The organism is Halomonas sp. IOP_14, from assembly GCF_021021315.1.
Lineage (GTDB): Bacteria > Pseudomonadota > Gammaproteobacteria > Pseudomonadales > Halomonadaceae > Vreelandella > Vreelandella titanicae.
Window position 1 is genome coordinate 1 of sequence record NZ_JAINWD010000043.1, and the last position, 19,681, is coordinate 19,681.

At 47.7% G+C, this 19,681-nt stretch carries 16 protein-coding genes and 1 pseudogene; 15 read left to right on the forward strand and 2 right to left on the reverse strand.

Going from position 1 to position 19,681, the window contains the following annotated elements; all coding sequences use genetic code 11:
- Positions 1-180 precede the first annotated feature (180 nt).
- The 3 genes from K7H09_RS20540 to K7H09_RS20550 are packed head-to-tail and all read left to right on the forward strand — an operon-like array spanning position 181 to position 1,834.
- Positions 181-645, forward strand: coding sequence for a tellurite resistance TerB family protein (locus tag K7H09_RS20540; protein ID WP_138799404.1), 465 nt, complete (start codon positions 181-183; stop codon positions 643-645).
- Positions 638-1,231, forward strand: a complete 594-nt coding sequence (locus K7H09_RS20545; RefSeq protein WP_009287523.1) for an exopolysaccharide biosynthesis protein — start codon at positions 638-640, stop codon at positions 1,229-1,231. Before K7H09_RS20540 ends, K7H09_RS20545 begins: the two co-directional genes overlap by 8 nt.
- Before the next feature lie 42 nt (positions 1,232-1,273).
- On the forward strand, positions 1,274-1,834 hold the full coding sequence (locus K7H09_RS20550; RefSeq protein ID WP_009287524.1) for a YqhA family protein: 561 nt from the start codon (positions 1,274-1,276) through the stop codon (positions 1,832-1,834).
- A 22-nt stretch (positions 1,835-1,856) separates the two neighbouring features.
- Here K7H09_RS20550 and K7H09_RS20555 read toward each other — a convergent pair whose 3' ends face one another.
- The gene (locus tag K7H09_RS20555; RefSeq protein WP_230805793.1) at positions 1,857-2,879 is read right to left on the reverse strand and encodes a serine hydrolase domain-containing protein; all 1,023 of its coding nucleotides are present in this window, start codon (positions 2,877-2,879) and stop codon (positions 1,857-1,859) included.
- 173 nt (positions 2,880-3,052) lie between these two features.
- Here K7H09_RS20555 and K7H09_RS20560 point away from each other — a divergent pair, with 173 nt between their 5' ends.
- Together K7H09_RS20560 and K7H09_RS20565 are read left to right on the forward strand one after the other, a co-directional pair.
- Entirely contained in the window at positions 3,053-3,373 is a 321-nt protein-coding gene (locus tag K7H09_RS20560) for a helix-turn-helix domain-containing protein (protein WP_230805795.1), read from the forward strand.
- A complete protein-coding gene (locus K7H09_RS20565) occupies positions 3,370-4,608 on the forward strand; it encodes a type II toxin-antitoxin system HipA family toxin (RefSeq protein WP_230805797.1) in 1,239 nt (412 codons plus the stop codon). Before K7H09_RS20560 ends, K7H09_RS20565 begins: the two co-directional genes overlap by 4 nt.
- 375 nt (positions 4,609-4,983) lie before the next feature.
- Here the strand turns inward: K7H09_RS20565 and K7H09_RS20570 are convergent, their stop codons facing one another.
- Complete coding sequence (locus K7H09_RS20570; protein ID WP_022521962.1) at positions 4,984-5,355, reverse strand: hypothetical protein; 372 nt, start codon at positions 5,353-5,355, stop codon at positions 4,984-4,986.
- Between the two features lie 172 nt (positions 5,356-5,527).
- Here K7H09_RS20570 and K7H09_RS20575 point away from each other — a divergent pair, with 172 nt between their 5' ends.
- From K7H09_RS20575 to K7H09_RS20615, 10 genes and pseudogenes are all read left to right on the forward strand, one after another.
- A complete protein-coding gene (locus tag K7H09_RS20575; RefSeq protein ID WP_230805799.1) occupies positions 5,528-6,856 on the forward strand; it encodes a UDP-glucose dehydrogenase family protein in 1,329 nt (442 codons plus the stop codon).
- 129 nt (positions 6,857-6,985) lie between these two features.
- On the forward strand, positions 6,986-8,347 hold the full coding sequence (fliD, locus tag K7H09_RS20580; protein WP_230805802.1) for a flagellar filament capping protein FliD: 1,362 nt from the start codon (positions 6,986-6,988) through the stop codon (positions 8,345-8,347).
- 199 nt (positions 8,348-8,546) lie between these two features.
- Positions 8,547-9,944, forward strand: coding sequence for a flagellar filament capping protein FliD (gene fliD, locus K7H09_RS20585; RefSeq protein WP_230805804.1), 1,398 nt, complete (start codon positions 8,547-8,549; stop codon positions 9,942-9,944).
- A gap of 339 nt (positions 9,945-10,283) precedes the next feature.
- Positions 10,284-10,613: pseudogene (locus K7H09_RS24650) on the forward strand (flagellin N-terminal helical domain-containing protein); the annotation flags it as partial.
- Positions 10,614-10,919: 306 nt separating this feature from the next.
- Complete coding sequence (locus tag K7H09_RS24655) at positions 10,920-11,939, forward strand: flagellin (RefSeq protein ID WP_442908128.1); 1,020 nt, start codon at positions 10,920-10,922, stop codon at positions 11,937-11,939.
- Between the two features lie 245 nt (positions 11,940-12,184).
- Positions 12,185-16,600 (forward strand): FkbM family methyltransferase, encoded by a 4,416-nt coding sequence (locus K7H09_RS20595; protein ID WP_230805808.1) that lies wholly within the window; start codon positions 12,185-12,187, stop codon positions 16,598-16,600.
- A 2-nt stretch (positions 16,601-16,602) separates the two neighbouring features.
- Positions 16,603-17,601 carry a UDP-N-acetylglucosamine 4,6-dehydratase (inverting) gene (gene pseB, locus K7H09_RS20600; protein ID WP_230805810.1) on the forward strand — a complete coding sequence of 333 codons (999 nt, stop codon included), beginning with the start codon at positions 16,603-16,605 and terminating at the stop codon, positions 17,599-17,601.
- 38 nt (positions 17,602-17,639) lie between these two features.
- Positions 17,640-18,275: a pseudaminic acid biosynthesis-associated methylase gene (locus K7H09_RS20605; RefSeq protein WP_230805812.1), complete on the forward strand. Its 636-nt coding sequence runs from the start codon at positions 17,640-17,642 to the stop codon at positions 18,273-18,275.
- Between the two features lie 40 nt (positions 18,276-18,315).
- The gene (gene pseF / locus K7H09_RS20610) at positions 18,316-19,002 is read left to right on the forward strand and encodes a pseudaminic acid cytidylyltransferase (RefSeq protein WP_230805814.1); all 687 of its coding nucleotides are present in this window, start codon (positions 18,316-18,318) and stop codon (positions 19,000-19,002) included.
- The coding region (locus K7H09_RS20615) for a sugar nucleotide-binding protein (RefSeq protein WP_230805816.1) at positions 19,003-19,681 on the forward strand (679 nt) is incomplete at its 3' end.

The window sequence follows — 19,681 nt, forward strand, 5'->3', positions numbered from 1 at the left end:
AGGGGAGGCGACTCCCCTTCCTACTCGATTCCGCTTAATAATGGTTTTTCACTCAGTGATACTCATTTGGGTATGCCCTAAGCGCTTCCGCAACTCGTACTTAATAGTTACCAAGTATCTATGAATGCACTTCAAGGCTTAAGTACGGTCAGAAGTCGGTAGCTATAAATGGAGAGTAAAATGCTGAACGCCATTAGTGATTTCTTCCAGCGCTCGCTGGCGCAACCCGAGCAGCGCGAAAATCAAACGCTTACCCTGGAACTGGCCACCGCAGCACTGCTGTGTGAAATCGTCCGCGCCGATTATGACACCACCGATGAAGAGCTTGCCGCGCTGCGCCTTATGCTGACCGAGCGCTACCAGCTCAGCGCTAGCGATGTGGAAGAGCTGATGACGTTGGCACAAACAGAAGTGGATGAGGCCGTCGATCATTACCAGTTTGTTAGCCTGATCAAAGAGCACTATAACTATGACCAGCGCTGTGAGCTGGTCGCGCAAATGTGGCAGCTGGCCTGGGCCGATGGCAGCGTTGACCCGCTTGAAGAGCACCGTATTCGTCGCTTGGCGGATTTACTGTATGTTAGCCATAGCGATTTTATCCGTACCAAACTGCACGTAGAGGAGCGCAATAAACCCGATGCATAACCGCAACGAAGACTCGAATTTAATGGATCTAATTAGCTCGATTGAGCGTATGGAGCAGGATGCTTCGCGGGTCAGCGTTGACGATGTTGTTCACGCCGTTGGGCGGCGCTCGTTTGGGCCGCTGCTGCTGGTTGCCGGGCTGATTACGCTCACCCCGATCATTGGCGATATACCCGGCATGCCGACCTTAATGGCCGCATTGGTATTGCTGGTTTCCGTACAGTTACTAGCGGGAAGTGAGGCGTTTTGGCTGCCCCGTTGGTTGCTAAAACGCTCTCTCTCCCGTCAAAAGTTTGATAAAGGCATTCAGCTGATGAAAAAGCCTGCCCGCTGGATAGATGGACTATTGCGGGTGCGATTACCTTGGCTGACGGGCTACATCGGTATCCGGGTAACTGCCTTGATGTGCTTATTGATTGCCTTGGCCATGCCGCCGATGGAGTTTATTCCCTTTTCGGCCAACGGAGCGGGGCTTGCGCTTACCCTGCTGGGGTTAGGCTTGGTTGCCCGTGATGGTATCGTGCTACTGCTGGGGTTCGTGCTGTTCGTCGCCACCTGTGTATTGATCACGATGAGTCTGATATAGCAGCGTTATATAACAACTTTTATATAACAACAGGAGTATGCCATGACTGATCCGGTTTCAACGCCGCCGCCTAACCCCCCCGAGAGCCAGAATCGCTGGGAGCGACGCATTGAAACAGCGCTGTGGAATTCGCGCTTTTTGGTCATGCTGGCGGTCGTGCCCAGCTTATTGGGTTCATTGATGCTGTTTATCGTCGGTACCGTGGATATTTTCAAGGTAGTCGCCGACGTGATGGGTTACTACCTATTGGGTGGCACCCAGGACATTCACGACAGCCTGGTGCCCGATATCATCATTGCGGTGGACATCTATCTGATTGCCATCGTATTGCTGATTTTCGGCTTAGGTGTTTACCGACTGTTTGTCTCCCGTATTGACCAAGCCGAAGCGAGTAATCTGCGCCACCCGTTTAACGTCGCTTCATTAGACCAACTGAAAGATAAAATCGCCCGGGTGGTGATTCTAGCGGTGATCATTGAGTTTTTCCGCGCCGTGGTGGATATCCGTTTTGCCACGCCCCTGGAAGCTATCTACTTAGCGCTTTCAGTGCTGGCACTGGCAGCCGCGCTCTACCTGATGAGCCTAGGCCACAAAGGCGAGTAAGCGCACCCGCGACCTGGCTGTGCTACTCATCATTTTCAGCTAACAAACCTTCTACCAGCCTGTTTAACCGCTGCTGGAACTGCCCGCCCGGCGAGGGTGGGTTAGGGTCTGAGGTGATCACTACAGTCATCTCACGTTCTGGAATAACGTAAAGCGCCTGACCGCCATAGCCACGCCCGTAGTACACGTCTTCGCCTGCCAACTGCGTAATAAACCAACCATAGCCGTATCCGTCGCCAGTCCAGCGCGATGTACCGCGCGGCTGCCATGATTCTTCTACCCAACCCTCCGGCAGAACGCGCTGCTCGTCTCCTGCCCCATTAACCACGATGCCATCATTTCGATACAGTTCACCCACCTCTATCAGTGCTCGCGGCGAGAGCTGCATATCATTGCCGCCAAAGTAGATCCCTTGGGGGTCGCGTAGCCAGGGACGAATGGTGATATTGAGCGGATCACCTAATAGGCGCTGGGCAAGGGCATGGGTCGTTTCACCGCTGGCGTGGGTGAGCGCGGCGGAAAGTAGATGGCTGGTGCCGGTGGAATAGAGCATCTGCCCACCCGGCTCATCCACGAATGGGCGCGTCATCGCATCGTTCACCCAGTTGGCGCTGGTCACCCAGGCGCCATAGTTGCTGCCAGAAGTGCGCTCAAGCCCAGCCTGCTGGGCGAGCAGGTGCGCCACGGTGATATCCCCAACTTGCGGATCAATACCGCGCGGTAGATGCTCGCCAAACAGCGCCACCATAGGCTGTTCAGCGGATGCAATGATGCCCGCTTCAATCGCCGCACCCGTAATGGCAGCCAGCACCGTTTTGGACAGCGATTTAATATTGGTAGGCGACGCCACCCCCGGCCCACCTTGGTGAAGCTCGTGGATAATCTCACCGTCATAGGCCACTACCACGCTGTGCACGCGGTTTAGCTGGCGGGTTTGCCGGTCTAGCGTCTGGAGTGTGTTTGCAGAAGGTTCATTAGCGGCTGCATAGGCGGTGGGTAACAACGAAGTAACAGCAAACGAAACAAGCAAAGCAGTAGCGCGCATCGCAACACCTTCGGTATAAGTGGCAACGGTTCGAGGTTTAGAAGTCGCAGAGGTTCCACAGCAAATAACCGCTAGAAGTAAGGCTAGGTAGTACTTTCTGAGCCTGGAACCAAGTGCCTTAAAGGATCACATTTGATATTTTATAATCATTTTTAGTGTATAATGGATTATAAATGAGCCATTATTTAGAGGTTTCTATGGCCCTGACGCACTCTCTACTTGCCCCTGGCGAACTGTCCCAGCAGGTCGGTGCCAATGCACGAGAAGCGCGACTGGCGCAGAACCTTTCCCGTAAAACCTTGGCGCAGATGGCGGGTGTTTCCGAGTCCACCATTAAACGATTCGAATCCAGTGGGCAAATAACTCTCGATGGCCTAGTGCTCATTGCCACAGCGCTGGGTGCCACACGCGAAATTGCCGAGCTCTTCAAGCATGAGCACCCCATCTCACTTGAAGAGATCAAGCAGGTAGGGCGTGTCCGGGGGCGAAAATGAAGCGTATCAATACAGTAGAGGTACTGTTAGCAGGTAATCCTGTGGGGGAACTGGTCGCTAGCCGGCAGGGCATCTACTTTGCCTACCACCCCCATTGGGTGGCGGAAGGCTTCAATTTGTCGCCTCTGAACATGGATTTTACTACCCAACCACAGAAGGCGCCGGATCCACTTCTTTTTGCTGGTCTACCAGGAGCATTTGCTGACTCGCTGCCTGATGGCTGGGGAATGCTGCTCATGGATCGCTATTTCCTGACCGAGCATGGGAAAGACCGGAGAGATATTTCTCCTCTTAATCGGCTGGCTTATATGGCCGACAGGGGAATGGGAGCACTGGAGTATCGTCCCGTTATTGAGCGTACCACTGACGAAGATAATATTGACCTAGCCCAACTCTATCAGGCAGCAAACGCTGTCTACGAAGGTGAAACCGCGGCCACTCTTGATGCTCTGCGCCTGGCCGGTGGTTCCCCGGCAGGTGCCCGACCCAAGGTGATCGTTGCATTATCTTCTGATGGTAAGCAGTGCAGTACATCTTTTCAGGAACTTCCTGCGGGTTATCAACATTGGCTAGTGAAATTCCGTGCGCCAACCGAGCATCGCGACACCGGCGCCATCGAATACGCCTACTCGGTGTTGGCAGAGCGTGCAGGGGTGAAAATGGCCGCGAGCAATCTGATTGAGATCAACTCCTCAGCGGAAACCGAGCGATTCTTTTCTACTCAGCGTTTTGATCGTGACGGTAATCGCAAAATCCATATGATGACCGCTAGCGGCATTCTTTATGCCGATTACAGCGCTCCATCGCTGGACTATTCAGATCTGCTCAAAGCAACCAACGCTTTTACCCGCCACGCAGAAGACGTTGAACGCATGGCGAGGTTGATGGTGTTCAACGCCCTTACCCATAATCACGATGACCACGCTAAGAACTTTGCTTTTTTGTATGACCAAGGTCGATGGACACTAGCGCCGGCTTATGACCTGACTTATGCCCCTGTCCGGGGCTACGCAGATGAGCATACAACATCTTTCAGTGGGGCAGGCCTGGCTACCCGTAAAAAGCTCAATCAGGTTTGTGCTTCCTTCAGCTACTTAAACCCGGATCTCTATATTGAGCAAACCCTTGATGCTCTTTCCGAATGGTCGTCCCTTTGCCGTGAATTAGAAATCGATGCCAAGCAGCAGAAAATGATTCAGCGAGCATTCGATGAGAACCGCCAGCGCCTCGGATAACGCTATCAATGCGGCCACGCTAATCCAGCCACTTTCTAAGAGGGAAATGCAGCGACATTACGCAAAAGCAGGAAAAGCCTGCTAGGCTGGAGGTGTTGGCTAATGGGTAAGCAAGCCTTTGATTTCCCTAAAACGCAATAAGCAAGGAGTGCCCTATGCGTAATATTATCTACATTATTGGCCTTATCGTGGTTGTGCTGTTCATTCTGTCAATGCTCGGCCTGCGCTAAGCTACATAGAACTAGGTCTTATAGGGTCAGGCTTTAAAAACGAGCCTGAAGAACATAAGACCAAGCAAAAAACGCCCAAAGCTTTCGCTTATGGGCGTTTTTTTTGATCAGCTGTTTAGGGCAGCAGTGCTTGGTGGCAGAGGGATTAGGCGCAGTCAGCGGCCCCTTGGCCAAACATATCAAACATCAATTCGCGGCCAAGGCAGGTTAATACAAAACGGCCATACTCATTAAAGGTTGCTGCCTCACTGGCTTCCATCACCTGTTGGCAGGTTGCCCAGGTGGGCGTGGCAGAACTAAGTGCCGACAACTCGCGGCGGGCTAAGCCGCGCTGGGGAAGGGTAATGGTTTCAAGTACATGACCATGATCGTACAGCAGCTCAGCGGCAATCGATAAACACTGGCGAAGGCTACGTTGAACGTTTGCGGTGGTCGATGGCCCATAAGACGATGGAGTAGAGCGTTCTTTCGTCAGTTCTGGAGGCGTAGGTTCTGAAGTCATAAGTCTCGGAGTCATAGCATGTTCTCCTGCGGTCAGCACCAAGTCGGGCTTGTTGCAGCGCATTATAAACCAAAGTCGATGTTAGACCAAGGTCTATAGTTTAGAGAGAATCTCCCACTATTGAACTCATCAACGGTAGGTCAATGTGCTACGCTCGCTACCACGTATTTTAGCGAGTTAATAAGTCATGCATATCAGTGTATTCGGAACCGGTTATGTCGGCCTTGTTGCAGGTGCTTGTTTAGCCGATGTTGGTCATCAAGTCACCTGTACGGATGTTAACGCTGAGCGAATTGATCAGCTTAATGGCGGAGAGGTGCCGATATTTGAGCCAGGGCTAAGCACTATCGTTGCCCACAACGTGGCAACTGGCCGTTTACGCTTTACTACTGACGCCGCCCGGGCTGTTGCCGATGGCGAACTACTGTTTATCGCCGTGGGAACGCCGCCCGACGAAGATGGCAGTGCCGACTTGCGCTATGTGCTAGAGGTGGCGCGCACCATCGGCCAGCATATGGATAGCTATAAGCTGGTGATTGATAAATCTACCGTGCCGGTGGGCACCGCGGAAAAAGTCCACGCCGTTATCAGCGATGTGCTCGAACAGCGAGGTGTATCGCTCGCGTTCGATGTGTGTTCGAACCCTGAGTTTATGAAGGAAGGGGCGGCGATAGATGACTTTACCCGTGGCGCGCGCATCATCGTCGGCACGGAAAGCGAACGGGTAAAAGCGCATATGCAAGAGTGCTACGCCCCCTACAATCGCAACCACGAAAAGTTGATGTTTATGAGCGTGCGTGCCGCCGAGCTGACCAAGTACGCTGCCAACGCCATGCTCGCCACTAAAATAAGCTTTATGAACGAGATCGCCAATCTTGCCGAACGGCTTGATGTGGACATTGAAGATGTTCGCCGGGGAATTGGCAGCGACCCACGCATTGGGTACCACTTTATCTACCCTGGCTGTGGCTACGGCGGCTCCTGTTTCCCCAAAGACGTCCAGGCGTTAGAGCGTGCCGCGCGTCAGTTAGGCTATACGCCAGAACTGCTTAGCGCTGTCGAGGCGGTTAATTTGCGCCAGAAACAGACCCTGTTCACAAAACTGCAAGATAACTTAGGCAATCTAAGCGGTAAAACCATTGCCGTATGGGGCTTGGCCTTTAAACCCAGCACAGACGATATGCGCGAAGCGCCAAGCCGCACGTTAATGGAAGCACTCTGGCAAGCGGGTGCTAAGGTGCAAGCCTTTGATCCCGAAGCCATGGCGGAGTGTCGTCGCATTTACGGCGAGCGTGATGATCTCATGCTAGCAGGCGACCGCATTCAGGCCGTGAAAGGCGCTGATGCCTTGGTTATCTGCACCGAGTGGAAAGAGTTTCGCAGTGTCGATTTTGATTGGTTAGCTGATCAGTTAGCAGACAAAGTCGTTATTGATGGGCGTAATTTGTATACCCCAAGTGCCGTTGAAGAGGCGGGGCTGTGGTATATAGGGGTAGGGCGAAAGAGCCACGATTAGCTGGTGAGCGAAAAAAAAGTTTAAGTTTAATTTTAGATGGTCGATAGTTATTAACTACTAGGATGATAAATTTCTTCACGAGCAGAATGAGCAACAGCGTGATGACGTTATAAAAGAGGACGGTAAAGTATGGCTTCCATTACATCGCTCGGCATCGGTTCAGGCTTGGATCTCAACGGTTTATTAGATCAGTTGAAAGAGGCTGAGGAAGAGAAGCTTGTGCCGATTAAGGAGCGCCAGGAAATCCAGCAGACCAAGATTTCCGCCTATGGGCAGCTTCAGAGCGCCCTTTCGCAGTTTCAAACGGCCGCTGATGCGCTGAATGACAGTGCTCTTTACGAAAGTCTCTCCACTAACGTGGGTGGTTCAGCCATTACCGCCGCTGCTGATGCGGAAGCGCAGCCAGGTAGCTATAACGTTACTGTAGATACTCTAGCCACTCGCGGCACACTTGCTTCAGACGGGGTGGCGACATCAGACGAAGCCATCACGGTGGCGGATCAAATACTAACCTTAAGCTTTGCTGATGGCTCCACCAAAGAGATATCAATCACGGCTGATAGTAGCTTAGAGGATATTCGCGATACCATTAACGCCACTGAAGATTCGGGCGTTAATGCCACTATCGTGAATGACGGCAGCAATTTTCGTCTAGCATTAAGTTCTAGCGAAACCGGTGCAGATGCTTCAATTGATAACTTCAGTTTTGACGGTGCTGCCCCTTTTGCTGCAGATACCACCAATACGCTGCAAAGCGGTACTGATGCAGCGCTTACCGTTAACGGCATCGCCATTACCAGCCCCACTAATCAGGTGGAGGGCGCTATTCAGGGTGTAACGCTGAACCTTCAAGAAGAGGGCGAGAGCACTGTTAAAGTAGAGCAAGATACGCTAAAAGTTCGTGAAGCTGTAACGGGTTTCGTGAATGCCTATAACGATCTTAAAGATAAGATTGGTGATCTAACCAGCTTCAACTCCGAAACTGGCGAGGCCGGTGAGCTATTGGGCGATAGCGTTGTACGCACCGTCGAATCGCGCTTGCGTGGCGTGTTGGGTGGGGCTGTTGAGGGGGAGCTCTCCATCCTTAGTGATATCGGTATTTCACAAAAGTACGATGGCGGGCTCGGGTACAGCAAGCTTGAGATTGATCAAGACAAGCTTGATGATGCCATTGCTAATGATCAAGGCGCACTTGCAACCTTCTTCGCAGGCGATACAGATGAAGCGGGTATGGCGGGGCAAATTAATACAGCAGTCGAACAATTGATTAGCCCTAACGGCCGAGTGAAAGGAGCGATTAGCGGGGCGGAAAGTCTCAAAGCATCGCTTGTAGAGCGTTATACCAGCATGGAACAGTCAATTGAGCAAACAATGTCTCGTTACCGTGCCCAGTTTGGTCAGTTGGATGGCATGATTGCGCAAATGAACCAAACCAGCAGCTATCTCACCCAGCAATTTGATGCCCTGGATGCCCAGCTTGGCCGTAACTGATACGGCAACTAGAAATTGACGTATCTGACGCCTGCGCTAAGCAGGCGTTTTTGTTGATAAAAACAAAATAGCCCAGTTAACGAAAGAAAAAGCGCTAAAGTTGCCCTCTGTTTAGTCGATAAGTTAACTATCAAACTTTCTTGCGCAACCGATGCGCGTAATGTTTTTGGTTTAGCCTTTTCACTGAGGAACATCCAGTATGGCGACAATAACCTCTCTTGGCGTTGGCTCGGGACTCGACCTGACCGGCCTGTTGGATCAACTTCAGGACGCGGAGCGTGGCAAGCTTGCCCCCATTACGCTTCAAAAAAAGCAGCAAGAAGCCAAAATTTCTGCCTACGGCCAACTGCAAACCTCTCTCGATGCGTTCCAAGATGCTGTCGCGAAAATCAATGACCCCAAGCTCTACCAAAGCCTTTCTGCCAATGTGCGCGGCGATGGTATTACCGCCACGACAACCGCGAGTGCATTGCCAGGTAGCTACCGAGTAGAAGTCAGTCAGTTGGCAACATCTGGTACGCTTGCTTCAGGGCGTGTAGACGAAAAAGATCAGGCGCTCGATTTACAAGGTGCCACCTCGCTCAAGCTCACCTTTGGCAGTGGCGACTCAGTCGATATCGCTATCGCAGCCGATAGCACGCTAAATAGTATTCGTGACGCAATCAATGCTGATAAAAATTCCGGTGTTAATGCCACTATTATCAATGATGGTGAAGGCTACCGCCTGGCGCTAAGCTCCAAAGCAACCGGTGTTGAAGCCTCTATCGACAGTTTTAGCTTTGTAGATGCAGCCGATGCTGTCGTCACCGGCCCATTCGGTGAAGCAACAGAAGCCGGGGCCAAGCAACAAGGGCAGGATGCGGCGTTAACAGTTAATGGTATAGCGATTAGCAGCGCCAAGAACCAAATTGAAGGCGCCATTCAAGGCGTAACGCTCAACCTTGCTGAGCTCAGTATTGAAGAGGGCGAAACCGCTTCTAGCACGGTCAACATCGAACGCGACACGCTAAAACAGCGCGAAGCGATTAACGGCTTCGTAAAAGCGTTCAATGATTTAAAAGGCACGGTGGGTAAACTAACCGCGTTCGACAGCGAAAGTGGCAGTGCAGCGGTGCTATTAGGCGACAGTGCCGTGCGTACCATTGAGTCACGCTTACGCAGCGCGTTAACCGGGGGTGTGGAAGGAGGCGAGCTATCCACTTTGAGCCAATTGGGGATCACGCTTCAGCGTGACGGAACGTTAAAAACCGATGACGCCAAGCTTAGTGATCTAGTAGCGAACAACCCCCAAGCGCTTAGCGCCTTTTTTGCTGGTGAGGGCACAAAGAGTGGCCTAGCTGGCAAGCTTGAAACATCCATCGGGCAGATGCTTGGTAGCAACGGCGTCATTAAGGGAGCCATCAGCGGTGCTGAAAACCAGGTGAAAAGCCTAGATACTCGCTATGCGCGTATGGAAAAAAGCATTGAAAGCACCATCTCACGCTACCGCAGTCAGTTTAGTCAGTTGGATGTGATGGTTGCGCAAATGAACAGCATGAGCTCTTATCTAACCCAACAATTTGATGCGCTTGATGCCCAGCTAGGGCGTAAAAAGTAGTGTTGCATCGATAACTAGCGTTTGATCACGACAAAAGCAGCGCTTGGCGCTGCTTTTGCTTTGGAACCACAACGAAACTGTATCAAGAAGCGGGTATGTCATTGCGAGCACAGCGAAGCAATCTCAACCTCTCGGGGCCTCCTGGCCCAAGCATGAAAACTCCCACCTTTCAGTTACCTACTTTTACATCTTTTTTTACGACTTCCCCTAAAGATTCCCCTCGCTGCGCCGTTAATTAATATAACGGCACAAACAGTGGCCGAAAAGCGGGCCTTCAAGGCCAGTGTCCAAAGCAAGGAGTATCACACCATGTCAGTGATCAATACCAACATCACGTCGATGATCGGCCAGCAGAACCTGCGTGAATCGCAGAATAGCCTGCAAACCTCTATGGAGCGTTTGAGCTCTGGTCTTCGCATCAACAGTGCTAAAGACGATGCCGCTGGCCAAGCCATTGCCAACCGTTTCAGCGCACAAATCACCGGCCTTGGTCAGGCACAGCGTAACGCCAACGATGGTATCTCCATCGCACAGACCGCTGAAGGTGGTTTGAACCAAGTAAACGACAACTTGCAGCGTGTTCGTGAATTGGCCGTTCAGGCGACAAACGGCACTAATAGCCAGTCTGACCTTGACTCCATTCAGGACGAAATCAACCAACGCCTTTCTGAAATTGATCGCATCTCTGAAGAGACCGATTTCAACGGAACTAAAGTACTATCTAGCGACAACGGTCTGAAAATTCAGGTGGGTGCAGACGACGGCCAAACTATTTCAGTCAACCTGCAACAGATTAGTTCTAGCACCCTAGGCCTGAACGGTTTTAACGTTAACGGCAGTGGTGAAACTCAGAACGAAAAAGCAACAGTAACTGATGTCGTTGCTGCGGGTGGCGTGGCCAGTGGTGGCACGGCAGGCCTTTATAAAGTTACTACTACTCACGACGATGCAACGTTTGACGACGTGCTTGCTACCATGGCAGACGGCAACACAGTGAAAGTATCGGGTGGTGCTGGCTCTGGAACCTATACGTATGATGCGGCTGCAGGTAACTTTACCGTTACTGAAACAGTTGATGGTAGTGGCGGTGCTACTGGTTCAGCCATTGTGGCAGAGGGTGCTAAGCTCACCCCCACTAGCGGTACAACGACAGGCACTTATAAGCTGGCTGGCGATGATGTTGCTGAGTTTGAAATCACCTCAACGGGCGATATCACCTTAAATGGACAGGCTGCTTATATCTCAAGTAACGGCGAGCTTACCAACAACCTGGGTTCTGGTGGTACTGCTGCAACCATCGAAAACCTATTGGATGCAACAGCGACAAATGCTGGTTCTACCTTGTCTGTTGGTAGTTCTGAATACAATGGAGACGGCACTGATTTAACTTACGAGACTACGGTTACTACTGCCGACGTAAAAGCCGCAATGAATGATGCTGGAACAACAGGTACGGTCGCTACTGTTGATCAAGGGCTTGCTACTGGTAGTGTTGCGTTTGGCGCTTCTACGACTACTGCAACTAGCACCTATAAGGATGGCGACGGCGAGTTAACTACAGTCGCTTCATATGTAACCAACTACAACATCAATGCCGATACTGGCGAGGTAACAGTTGCAGGTGGAACGGGTGCAGATAAGTATGAAGCCAACGTGGGCGCAGCGGTTTACGTTAATGATGAGGGTATTACGACTTCTGAAACGACCGCTGGGGATTCTACTGTAGACCCGATGGCGACATTGGATGCTGCATTAGCACAAGTAGATAGCCTTCGTTCTGAGCTGGGTGCCGTACAAAACCGATTCGAGTCTGCCATTACCAACTTGAGCACCAACGAGACTAACCTCTCTGCTGCACGCTCACGTATCGAAGATGCTGACTACGCAACTGAAGTCGCTAACATGACTCGCGCACAGATCCTGCAGCAAGCAGGTACTTCAGTACTGGCCCAGGCCAACCAGCTGCCGCAGAACGTTCTTTCTCTGCTCGGCTAATCTGAAGCCTAAAATAAACGTTGCTTTATTATTAAGCAAAATGAACCGGCCTCTTCGTGGGGCCGGTTTTTGTTTTCAGGTCAGCGCCTTTCACGTAGCATAAAAACCAAGGTGTTAACCTGAGAAATAACGTATAGGAATTCAGCATGGCAAAGAAATTGGCGCCCGCCACCTCGCAAAAACGCAGGCCACGCATATTGTGGGCGAACCCTTACTGCTTACTGGATACATCCAGTGGAGCGAGTATGAGTGTTCGACAAATGCTGACACAGCTGGCGATGCAAGGCTATGAGGTTCAAATCCTAGGGGCAACCATTTTTGATAATCCTAAAGGTGGAAGTCTTTTAAAGGATAAGGCACCAAGTATCGCTGCACACCGCCATAAAATAGTTGATGTTAATGACGGGGTGCTAACCCACCAGCTCTTAGTAACTCAGAATTCATTTCGTACACAGATGATAGCGCATGAAGAAGAAATATGGCTGAATCAGTACTGCTATCTACTGGACAGCTTTAAGCCTGATATTGTCTGGTTTTATGGGGGGCAAACATTAGAACTACTTATTGCTGATGAAGCACGGTTCCGCAGTATTCCTTCTGCTTTCTATTTGGTTAACGGCAATTATATGTCACCTCGTTGGTGCCGCGATGTGGCGCTTGTGCTTACCGACACTGAACAAACAGCGAAGTTATACCAAGAGAAAGTCGGCTTTCTAGCTAAGCCTGTTGGTAAGTTTATTGACCCTGCATGTTTTGTCGCCGAGCATCATCAGCGTAAAAATTTAACGTTTATAAATCCGACTTTTGAGAAAGGAGCCAGTATTTTTGTACAACTGGCCCTTAAGCTAGAAAAAGAGCACCCGGATATTTCACTGGAAGTAGTGGAAGCTCGTGGCGATTGGTCTTCCGTACTAAAAGAAGCGACTCAATTGCTGGGTGAATCACGTGAACAACTTAATAACGTTATAGTTACAAAAAATACTAACGATATGCTGCCCGTATATAAGCGCTCCCGAGTGTTAGTGGCGCCTAGTTTATGGTGGGAAAGCGGTGCGCGAGTGCTGGCAGAGGCCATGCTCAATGGCATACCTGCTATTGTGAGTAACCACGGCGGAAGCGCTGGTTTGGTTGAGAACGGTGGCATTTTGTTAGACTTTCCTGAGCAATGTCATGAAAAACCCTACAAACATATATTGAATGAAGAAGAGCTTCAGCCACTTTATGATGCAGTGGTGAACCTCTTTGACGATGAAGCGCTTTATCAAGATTATGTTGAGAAGGCCTATAAAGTTGGCAAAGAAAAGCACCATATTGATGTCAGCACAGCGCGCTTAGTGCAAGCGCTTACACCTTTGGTAGCGCAAAAAGCGGGTAACAAAGATTTTTCGATTTCGCAGCGTAAAGCGCATATGCATAAGCTTGCTGGTCGAGCTAAAGACCCGGGTTTAAATGTCCCATTCGAGATAGTTTCAGAACCAGTCATACCGTCTTCTATTATGCAAGAAGACCTGAGCGATGCTAATACAGCACCTAGGGCAGAGCATAATGTAGCCGCTATCTCTGTTGCAAACGCTTTAGAAGCGGCAACCAGTAATTTTAGTTGGGAGCTAAAAGGAAAGGTGGTGGTTTTAGATAACCGCGCCAAGTTGATCAAAACGGGAGCTGCAGATAAATTAGCTAAAACAAGTGCTTTTACAATATTAGCGTTTGATCCGGCGAGTGAAGTGAGCAACCCTCAAGCCTATGAAGGCCATGATCATATTCAGCTTTTTCAGCACGCACTTTTGGGAGATGGGCAGCCTAGCAAACTTAACGCCTGCCTGGATGCTGCTTTAAGTAGTACTCTTACCCTATTGCCCCTAGAGTCTTTGCCTGAGCGCCACCGTCAAGGCGCTAACGTATTAACCCAGTTACCGATTAATACTGTCGCGCTAGATAGCATCGAAGGCTTGCCTAGCTTAGATTGGCTGATACTAGATGAATTAAGCAATGTCTCAAGTATACTTGAACATGGAGAGAAAGCGCTTAAAGATGCTCTGTTGATTCAAGCCCGTGTGGCGTTTCAGCCCACTCATAAAAATCAGCCAAGCCTTGCCGAGTTACAGCACTGGGCAAGCTGTAACGGCTTCCGCTTTTATCGATTTAATGATGCTAGCTATCAAAGTCTTTTCCCCGAAAAAAGCGAGGCTCATGAACAGCTTGGTAGTGAGCTGCAAAGTCTAGACGCGCTTTTCTTGCCCTCGCAGGAGCGAATGACACAGTTAGATGATAACCAAAAACAAAAGCTGGTTTTCTTGCTACATACTGTGTTCGATGCCCACGACATGGCCTATCAGGTGATGAGCCAGGTAAGCGAGCTGCAAGCCAAAAACTATTTGCAGTTTGTAGAGGGCGAAATGAGTGCCCCTGTTTCGTCTCCTCAAGCGCTGCATCAGTTAGTAGAAATGGAAGAAGAAAGCTCGGTGCCTGCGCAAAGAGAGGGGCAAAAGCAAATACCTCTTGCAGAGCACCCCACAATACGGAGCTTTACGCAGCGGGCGGCGTCACAAGAGCCGCTGCAGCCTGGCGAAAAGGGCCTCTTTATTGACTGTGGTGGCTATGATGGGTGCTCATCGCTTAAATTCATGATGAATAACCCCGAGTTTGACTGTGTCACCTTCGAGCCAAACCCAACGCTATGGCATTACTATAAAGATGCACCAACCTTTCTGATCAAGAAAGCAGCATATATTCATGATGATGCGGTCAAGTTTACGTTAGACAACTTGGATGAGGATGGCAGCTCGCTGATTAGGAACAAGCGAATTGATTATGCCGGTAGAGTTAAAAATAAGGCGTTTCCTACAATTACCGCGCAGTGTGTTGATATTGCCCGCTTTATCCAGGATTGTGAGCCGCATTACGACCGAATTATCCTAAAGATGGATATCGAAGGTGCAGAGTACGATATACTCGACAGGCTGATTGAGAAAAAGCTTCTTGGCAACATCGATAAGCTTTACTGCGAATTCCATTGGCATAAATGTGGTATCTCCAAAAAACGTCACGATGCGATTGTCCAAGATGTAGAAAAAGAAATGCCAGTACTCGATTGGGATGCTCTCGACTTTAGTATACATAAAAGAGGTAAAGCCTTATACGATGCGCGCAAGATTATCACTACCTACATCAAAGAGTGTGCTAAAAACAACAAGATCGTAACTGAAAAAACAATACCTGTTTTTATTGCTAAATATAGTATCGATAATATTGATGAAAGCCAGCAGTTAGAAAAAAAGTGCATTCAAGAGCCTTCTTATTATGAAGTAAAAAAGAACCACGATATGTTGTATGAAGCAGCCCGAAAGGAATTAACGTCTTTACTGGGTGAACTCCACGGCATGGAGCAGAGTGAGCGCTTCTGGGATATTGTATTGCATTATTTCCTGGCATATAAATTCATGAGTGGTTATGTGTCACGATGGAACAACTCTCTACTGAATAGTACCAAGAACGCGGGAATAGTATTCCAACGCTTTCCTGTTGATACAACAATGCTGTTTGGCACCGAGACATTTGACCTTATCAGCAATGAAGCACCTTTCTTTGATGGTCACATCAAGCTGCCTCTGGCAACAAGGCCGAAAAATAATCATTCAGGCTTACAACGCGATGAAATAGTGGCAAAAGCGGCGAGTCACATCAAAGCCAAAGTACAGCCTTGCCAAGGCAAGTATGCGTTTGACCTGGGGGTGCACAATTTTCCTTACTGGAAAAAACTCTGGAAAGAGGAACAGGATGCAGACCTGATTCAAGTTACCCTACCGCCTATAGCTTCAAGCGGAAAACTGAACGTGACATTCCGCCAAAAAATCGCTGACCTAGATAAAGTATATACTAATACGGAAAAATTCCCTGGCTTCTGGTCATCCTTGGCGCTTTCCTTACCCAAAGAATTCATAGAAGATTTTGCCTGCTATCAAAAAGCTGTAACAACATGTCTGGCCGATACACGGCCTGAATTTATTGCCTCGACATTGCTTTCTACACTACAGGCAAGGCTTGTCGCGGCACTATCAGTTGATCAAGGTATTCCACTTTACCTTCAGCAGCATGGAGGGGCCTATGGTGAGTTCGAAAGCCACTTGGGTGTGGCAATTGAGACAAGGCTTTCAGACAGGTTTTACACATGGGGTTGGACTCACCCGCTCAAAAACACTATTGCAGATAAACCGCACCGCATTGAGTATTTGCGTCCAGAATACGAACGTTATACAAAAAAGGGTGAAGATGTTCTTATTATTGGACCTCATGAGCCTACAGTGCCAGTGCTTTGGAAAGGCACAATAGAAGAGTGGGATAGCGAAGCAAGCATCAGCAGTTATATTGAAAAAGTACCAAATAATGAGCTGGGCAACATTACAATTAGGTTGCGTAGACAGCATGGGCAATCTCAAAATTATGAAAAATGGCTTTTGAGTGCTTTACCTTCTGAGGTAAGGGTTGATTTTCAAGAGAGATCCATTGCACATGCATACGCATGCGCCAAGAAGGTGATTATTTTGACACCATTTAGCACCTCTGCCTGGGAGTGTGAATACCTTGGCATTCCTTTCCAGGTGCTGAACCAGCCAACTGATGAGTTTATGCAGATTCCTTCATTTATATCTGAGACCTACTAATAATGTTTGATCAAGCGAATATTCTCATTACTGGCGGTACTGGTTCTTTCGGCCATACTTTCGTTCCTATGTTATTGGCACGTTATAATCCGAAAAAAGTTATCATTTTTTCACGTGATGAAATGAAACAGTGGGAAATGGCAAAGAAATTTGAAGGCGATCCACGAGTACGCTTCTTCATTGGTGATGTGCGAGATCGTGATCGTCTTTATCGAGCATTAGATGGTGTTGATTATGTTGTTCATGCAGCGGCGACCAAAATTGTTCCTACAGCTGAGTACAACCCGTTCGAGTGTGTCAAGACTAATGTAATTGGTGCCATGAACCTTGTTGACGCTTGTATTGATAAAGGAGTAAAAAAAGTTGTTGCGCTTTCTACGGATAAGGCGAGCAGCCCAATTAACCTATATGGTGCAACGAAGCTAACATCAGATAAGCTGTTTGTTGCAGGCAATCATTATGCGGGGAGTAACCCCACACGCTTCTCGGTTGTGCGCTATGGCAATGTCATGGGGTCGCGTGGCTCGGTGATACCTTTTTTTATGTCACTTCGTGATAAAGGTGTACTGCCAATTACCGATGATCGTATGACACGCTTTATGATTTCACTGGAAGAAGGCGTTGAGCTGGTCTGGCATGCATTTGAGGATATGGAAGGTGGTGAGATCTACGTTAAGAAAATTCCATCCATGAAAGTAACCGATTTAGCAAGAGTAATCGCACCTGAGGCTAAGCAGGAGTTAGTGGGTATTCGTCCGGGTGAAAAACTGCACGAACAGATGATTAGCTCGGAAGATGCCTATTATACTTATGAGTATCCTGAGCACTTTAAGATTTTGCCTCAAATCAATAATTGGGATCAAGATGCGAACCGTATTAAAGATGGTAAAAAAGTTGTAGATGGTTTCGTTTATTCAAGCAACAATAATGCCGAGTGGATGACTGACGGTGAGCTGCAAGCCTGGATTGATTTAAATCTAGGTAAAATTGGAGCTATATAAGTTTTTTCCTTAATGATGGTTTTTAAATAGAGGCTTTTATGTATAAGACTGATCAAGAGAGTTTTTGGGCGGGTCGATTTGGAGATGATTACATTAGTAGGAATTCAAATGAAAAAATTGTTGCCTCAAACACGGCATTTTTTTCAAATGTATTAAATGGCACTAGTGGTATAAAGTCAGTGCTGGAAATTGGTGCTAATATAGGTCTTAATGTTTCAGCAATCAATAATATTATGCCGGGCACATCATTTGATTGTATAGAGATAAATAAGAAGGCAGTAAGTCAGCTCTCTATGTTAAGAGATGAGTTGGGTATAAATTTAAATGTATATAATGAATCTATATTGGACTGGAGTCCAGAGAGAGTATATGATTTGGTATTATTAAAGACTGTTTTGATTCATATAAATCCAGATAATATTGATGCGGTTTATGATAAAATTTATAAGTCGTCGTCTAAATATATTGTATTTGCAGAATATTATAATCCTGTGCCAGTTGAAATCGAATATAGAGGTCACTATGGACGTCTTTTTAAAAGAGACTTTTGTGGTGAGTTTATGAGTAAGTATGAAGGAGAGTTGAAGCTAATTGATTATGGGTTTGTTTACCATAAAGATCCTTTGTTTCCACAGGATGATATTAACTGGTTTCTGATGGAAAAAGTTGTTTAATGTTATTTGTAAAACATTATTGGTTGTTAAGAGGCCTTTTATGAATATAGCGATAATTCCAGCTCGTGGTGGGAGTAAGAGAATACCTCGTAAAAATATTAAGTTTTTCCACGGTCGCCCGATGATTTATTATTCAATAAAGGTGGCTCAAGAATCCAAGTTATTCGACCATATTATTGTGTCAACGGATGATGATGAGATTGCCAATATAGCCGCTTCATATGGTGCTGAAGTACCTTTTAAAAGGCCTAATAATCTTGCTAGCGATACAACACCAACAGTTCCGGTCATGTCCCACGCAGTTCAAGCATGCAATGAGCTGGGATTGCATGCAGACTTCTTTTGCTGCATTTATCCGTGCTCTCCCTTCATTTTAAAAAGTGATTTTGTTGCTGGTTTGGAAGAGATTAAAAAAAAACGTGCTGATTTTGTATATCCTGTTACTGAGTTTTCTCATCCTATACAACGTTCCATGTTCCGTTCTGAAAAAGGAGAAATGGAATTTTTATATCCTGAATATGAGCTAACCAGAACCCAAGATCTACCTGTAACTTATCATGATGCTGGCCAGTTTTATTGGGGTAAAAAGAATGCTTGGTTAGGTATGAAACGGATGCATTCTGAAGGAGTTGGACTAGTTATTCCTAATTGGCGTGTTATCGATATTGATAATTATGATGATTGGAAGCGTGCAGAACTGATGTATGTAAATATAGAGAAGCATTAAATGATAGTTATTAGTAAAAAAATACTAGTTCTAGGTGCTAAAGGACTTTTAGGTAGTGAGTTTTTGAATAATGATTACTTGCCTGGATGGGAAGTGATAAGACATAGCCGATCTGAAGAAATGCAAGCACAAGCGGATATCAGCAGTTTAGAAGAAACGACACAGATGCTGGATGCCCTAAACCCTGATGTAATACTGAATTTTGTTGGACTGACAGATGTTGAATTGTGTGAATCCTTTCCCAATGAAGCTTATGTATGTAATGTTAAAACACTGGAAAATGTAGTGCTTTGGATTAAGAGTGCTAAAAAAAACATTCAGTTGATACATATTTCAACAGACCAAGTTTATGATGGTTTAGGCCCTCATTTAGAAGATCAAGTAAGTTTGAAAAATTATTATGCGTTTTCTAAATACACAAGTGAATTAGTTGCTAGTTCTGCAGGTGCATTAATTATAAGAACTAACTTTTTTGGCAAGAGTAAGAATGAAGATCGTGTTAGCTTGACCGATTGGCTCTTTTTGAACTTAAAAGAAAAGCGCTTCATTCAAGTATTTGACGATGTTATGTTTAGTCCCCTTTTCATGCCAACTCTGTGCGCAATGTTGAGTTTGGCTATTGAAAAAAAAATAATTGGAGTTTACAATTTAGGTTCAAGGGATGGGTTGAGTAAAGCTG

What these genes read in the sequence shown, in the direction of transcription:
- K7H09_RS20540 (WP_138799404.1), top strand. Translation starts at nt 181, where the DNA reads ATGCTGAACGCCATTAGTGATTTCTTCCAGCGCTCGCTGGCGCAACCC.
- K7H09_RS20545 (WP_009287523.1), top strand. Translation starts at nt 638, where the DNA reads ATGCATAACCGCAACGAAGACTCGAATTTAATGGATCTAATTAGCTCG.
- K7H09_RS20550 (WP_009287524.1), top strand. Translation starts at nt 1,274, where the DNA reads ATGACTGATCCGGTTTCAACGCCGCCGCCTAACCCCCCCGAGAGCCAG.
- K7H09_RS20555 (WP_230805793.1), bottom strand. Translation starts at nt 2,879, where the DNA reads ATGCGCGCTACTGCTTTGCTTGTTTCGTTTGCTGTTACTTCGTTGTTA.
- K7H09_RS20560 (WP_230805795.1), top strand. Translation starts at nt 3,053, where the DNA reads ATGAGCCATTATTTAGAGGTTTCTATGGCCCTGACGCACTCTCTACTT.
- K7H09_RS20565 (WP_230805797.1), top strand. Translation starts at nt 3,370, where the DNA reads ATGAAGCGTATCAATACAGTAGAGGTACTGTTAGCAGGTAATCCTGTG.
- K7H09_RS20570 (WP_022521962.1), bottom strand. Translation starts at nt 5,355, where the DNA reads ATGACTCCGAGACTTATGACTTCAGAACCTACGCCTCCAGAACTGACG.
- K7H09_RS20575 (WP_230805799.1), top strand. Translation starts at nt 5,528, where the DNA reads ATGCATATCAGTGTATTCGGAACCGGTTATGTCGGCCTTGTTGCAGGT.
- fliD (WP_230805802.1), top strand. Translation starts at nt 6,986, where the DNA reads ATGGCTTCCATTACATCGCTCGGCATCGGTTCAGGCTTGGATCTCAAC.
- fliD (WP_230805804.1), top strand. Translation starts at nt 8,547, where the DNA reads ATGGCGACAATAACCTCTCTTGGCGTTGGCTCGGGACTCGACCTGACC.
- K7H09_RS24655 (WP_442908128.1), top strand. Translation starts at nt 10,920, where the DNA reads ATGGCAGACGGCAACACAGTGAAAGTATCGGGTGGTGCTGGCTCTGGA.
- K7H09_RS20595 (WP_230805808.1), top strand. Translation starts at nt 12,185, where the DNA reads ATGAGTGTTCGACAAATGCTGACACAGCTGGCGATGCAAGGCTATGAG.
- pseB (WP_230805810.1), top strand. Translation starts at nt 16,603, where the DNA reads ATGTTTGATCAAGCGAATATTCTCATTACTGGCGGTACTGGTTCTTTC.
- K7H09_RS20605 (WP_230805812.1), top strand. Translation starts at nt 17,640, where the DNA reads ATGTATAAGACTGATCAAGAGAGTTTTTGGGCGGGTCGATTTGGAGAT.
- pseF (WP_230805814.1), top strand. Translation starts at nt 18,316, where the DNA reads ATGAATATAGCGATAATTCCAGCTCGTGGTGGGAGTAAGAGAATACCT.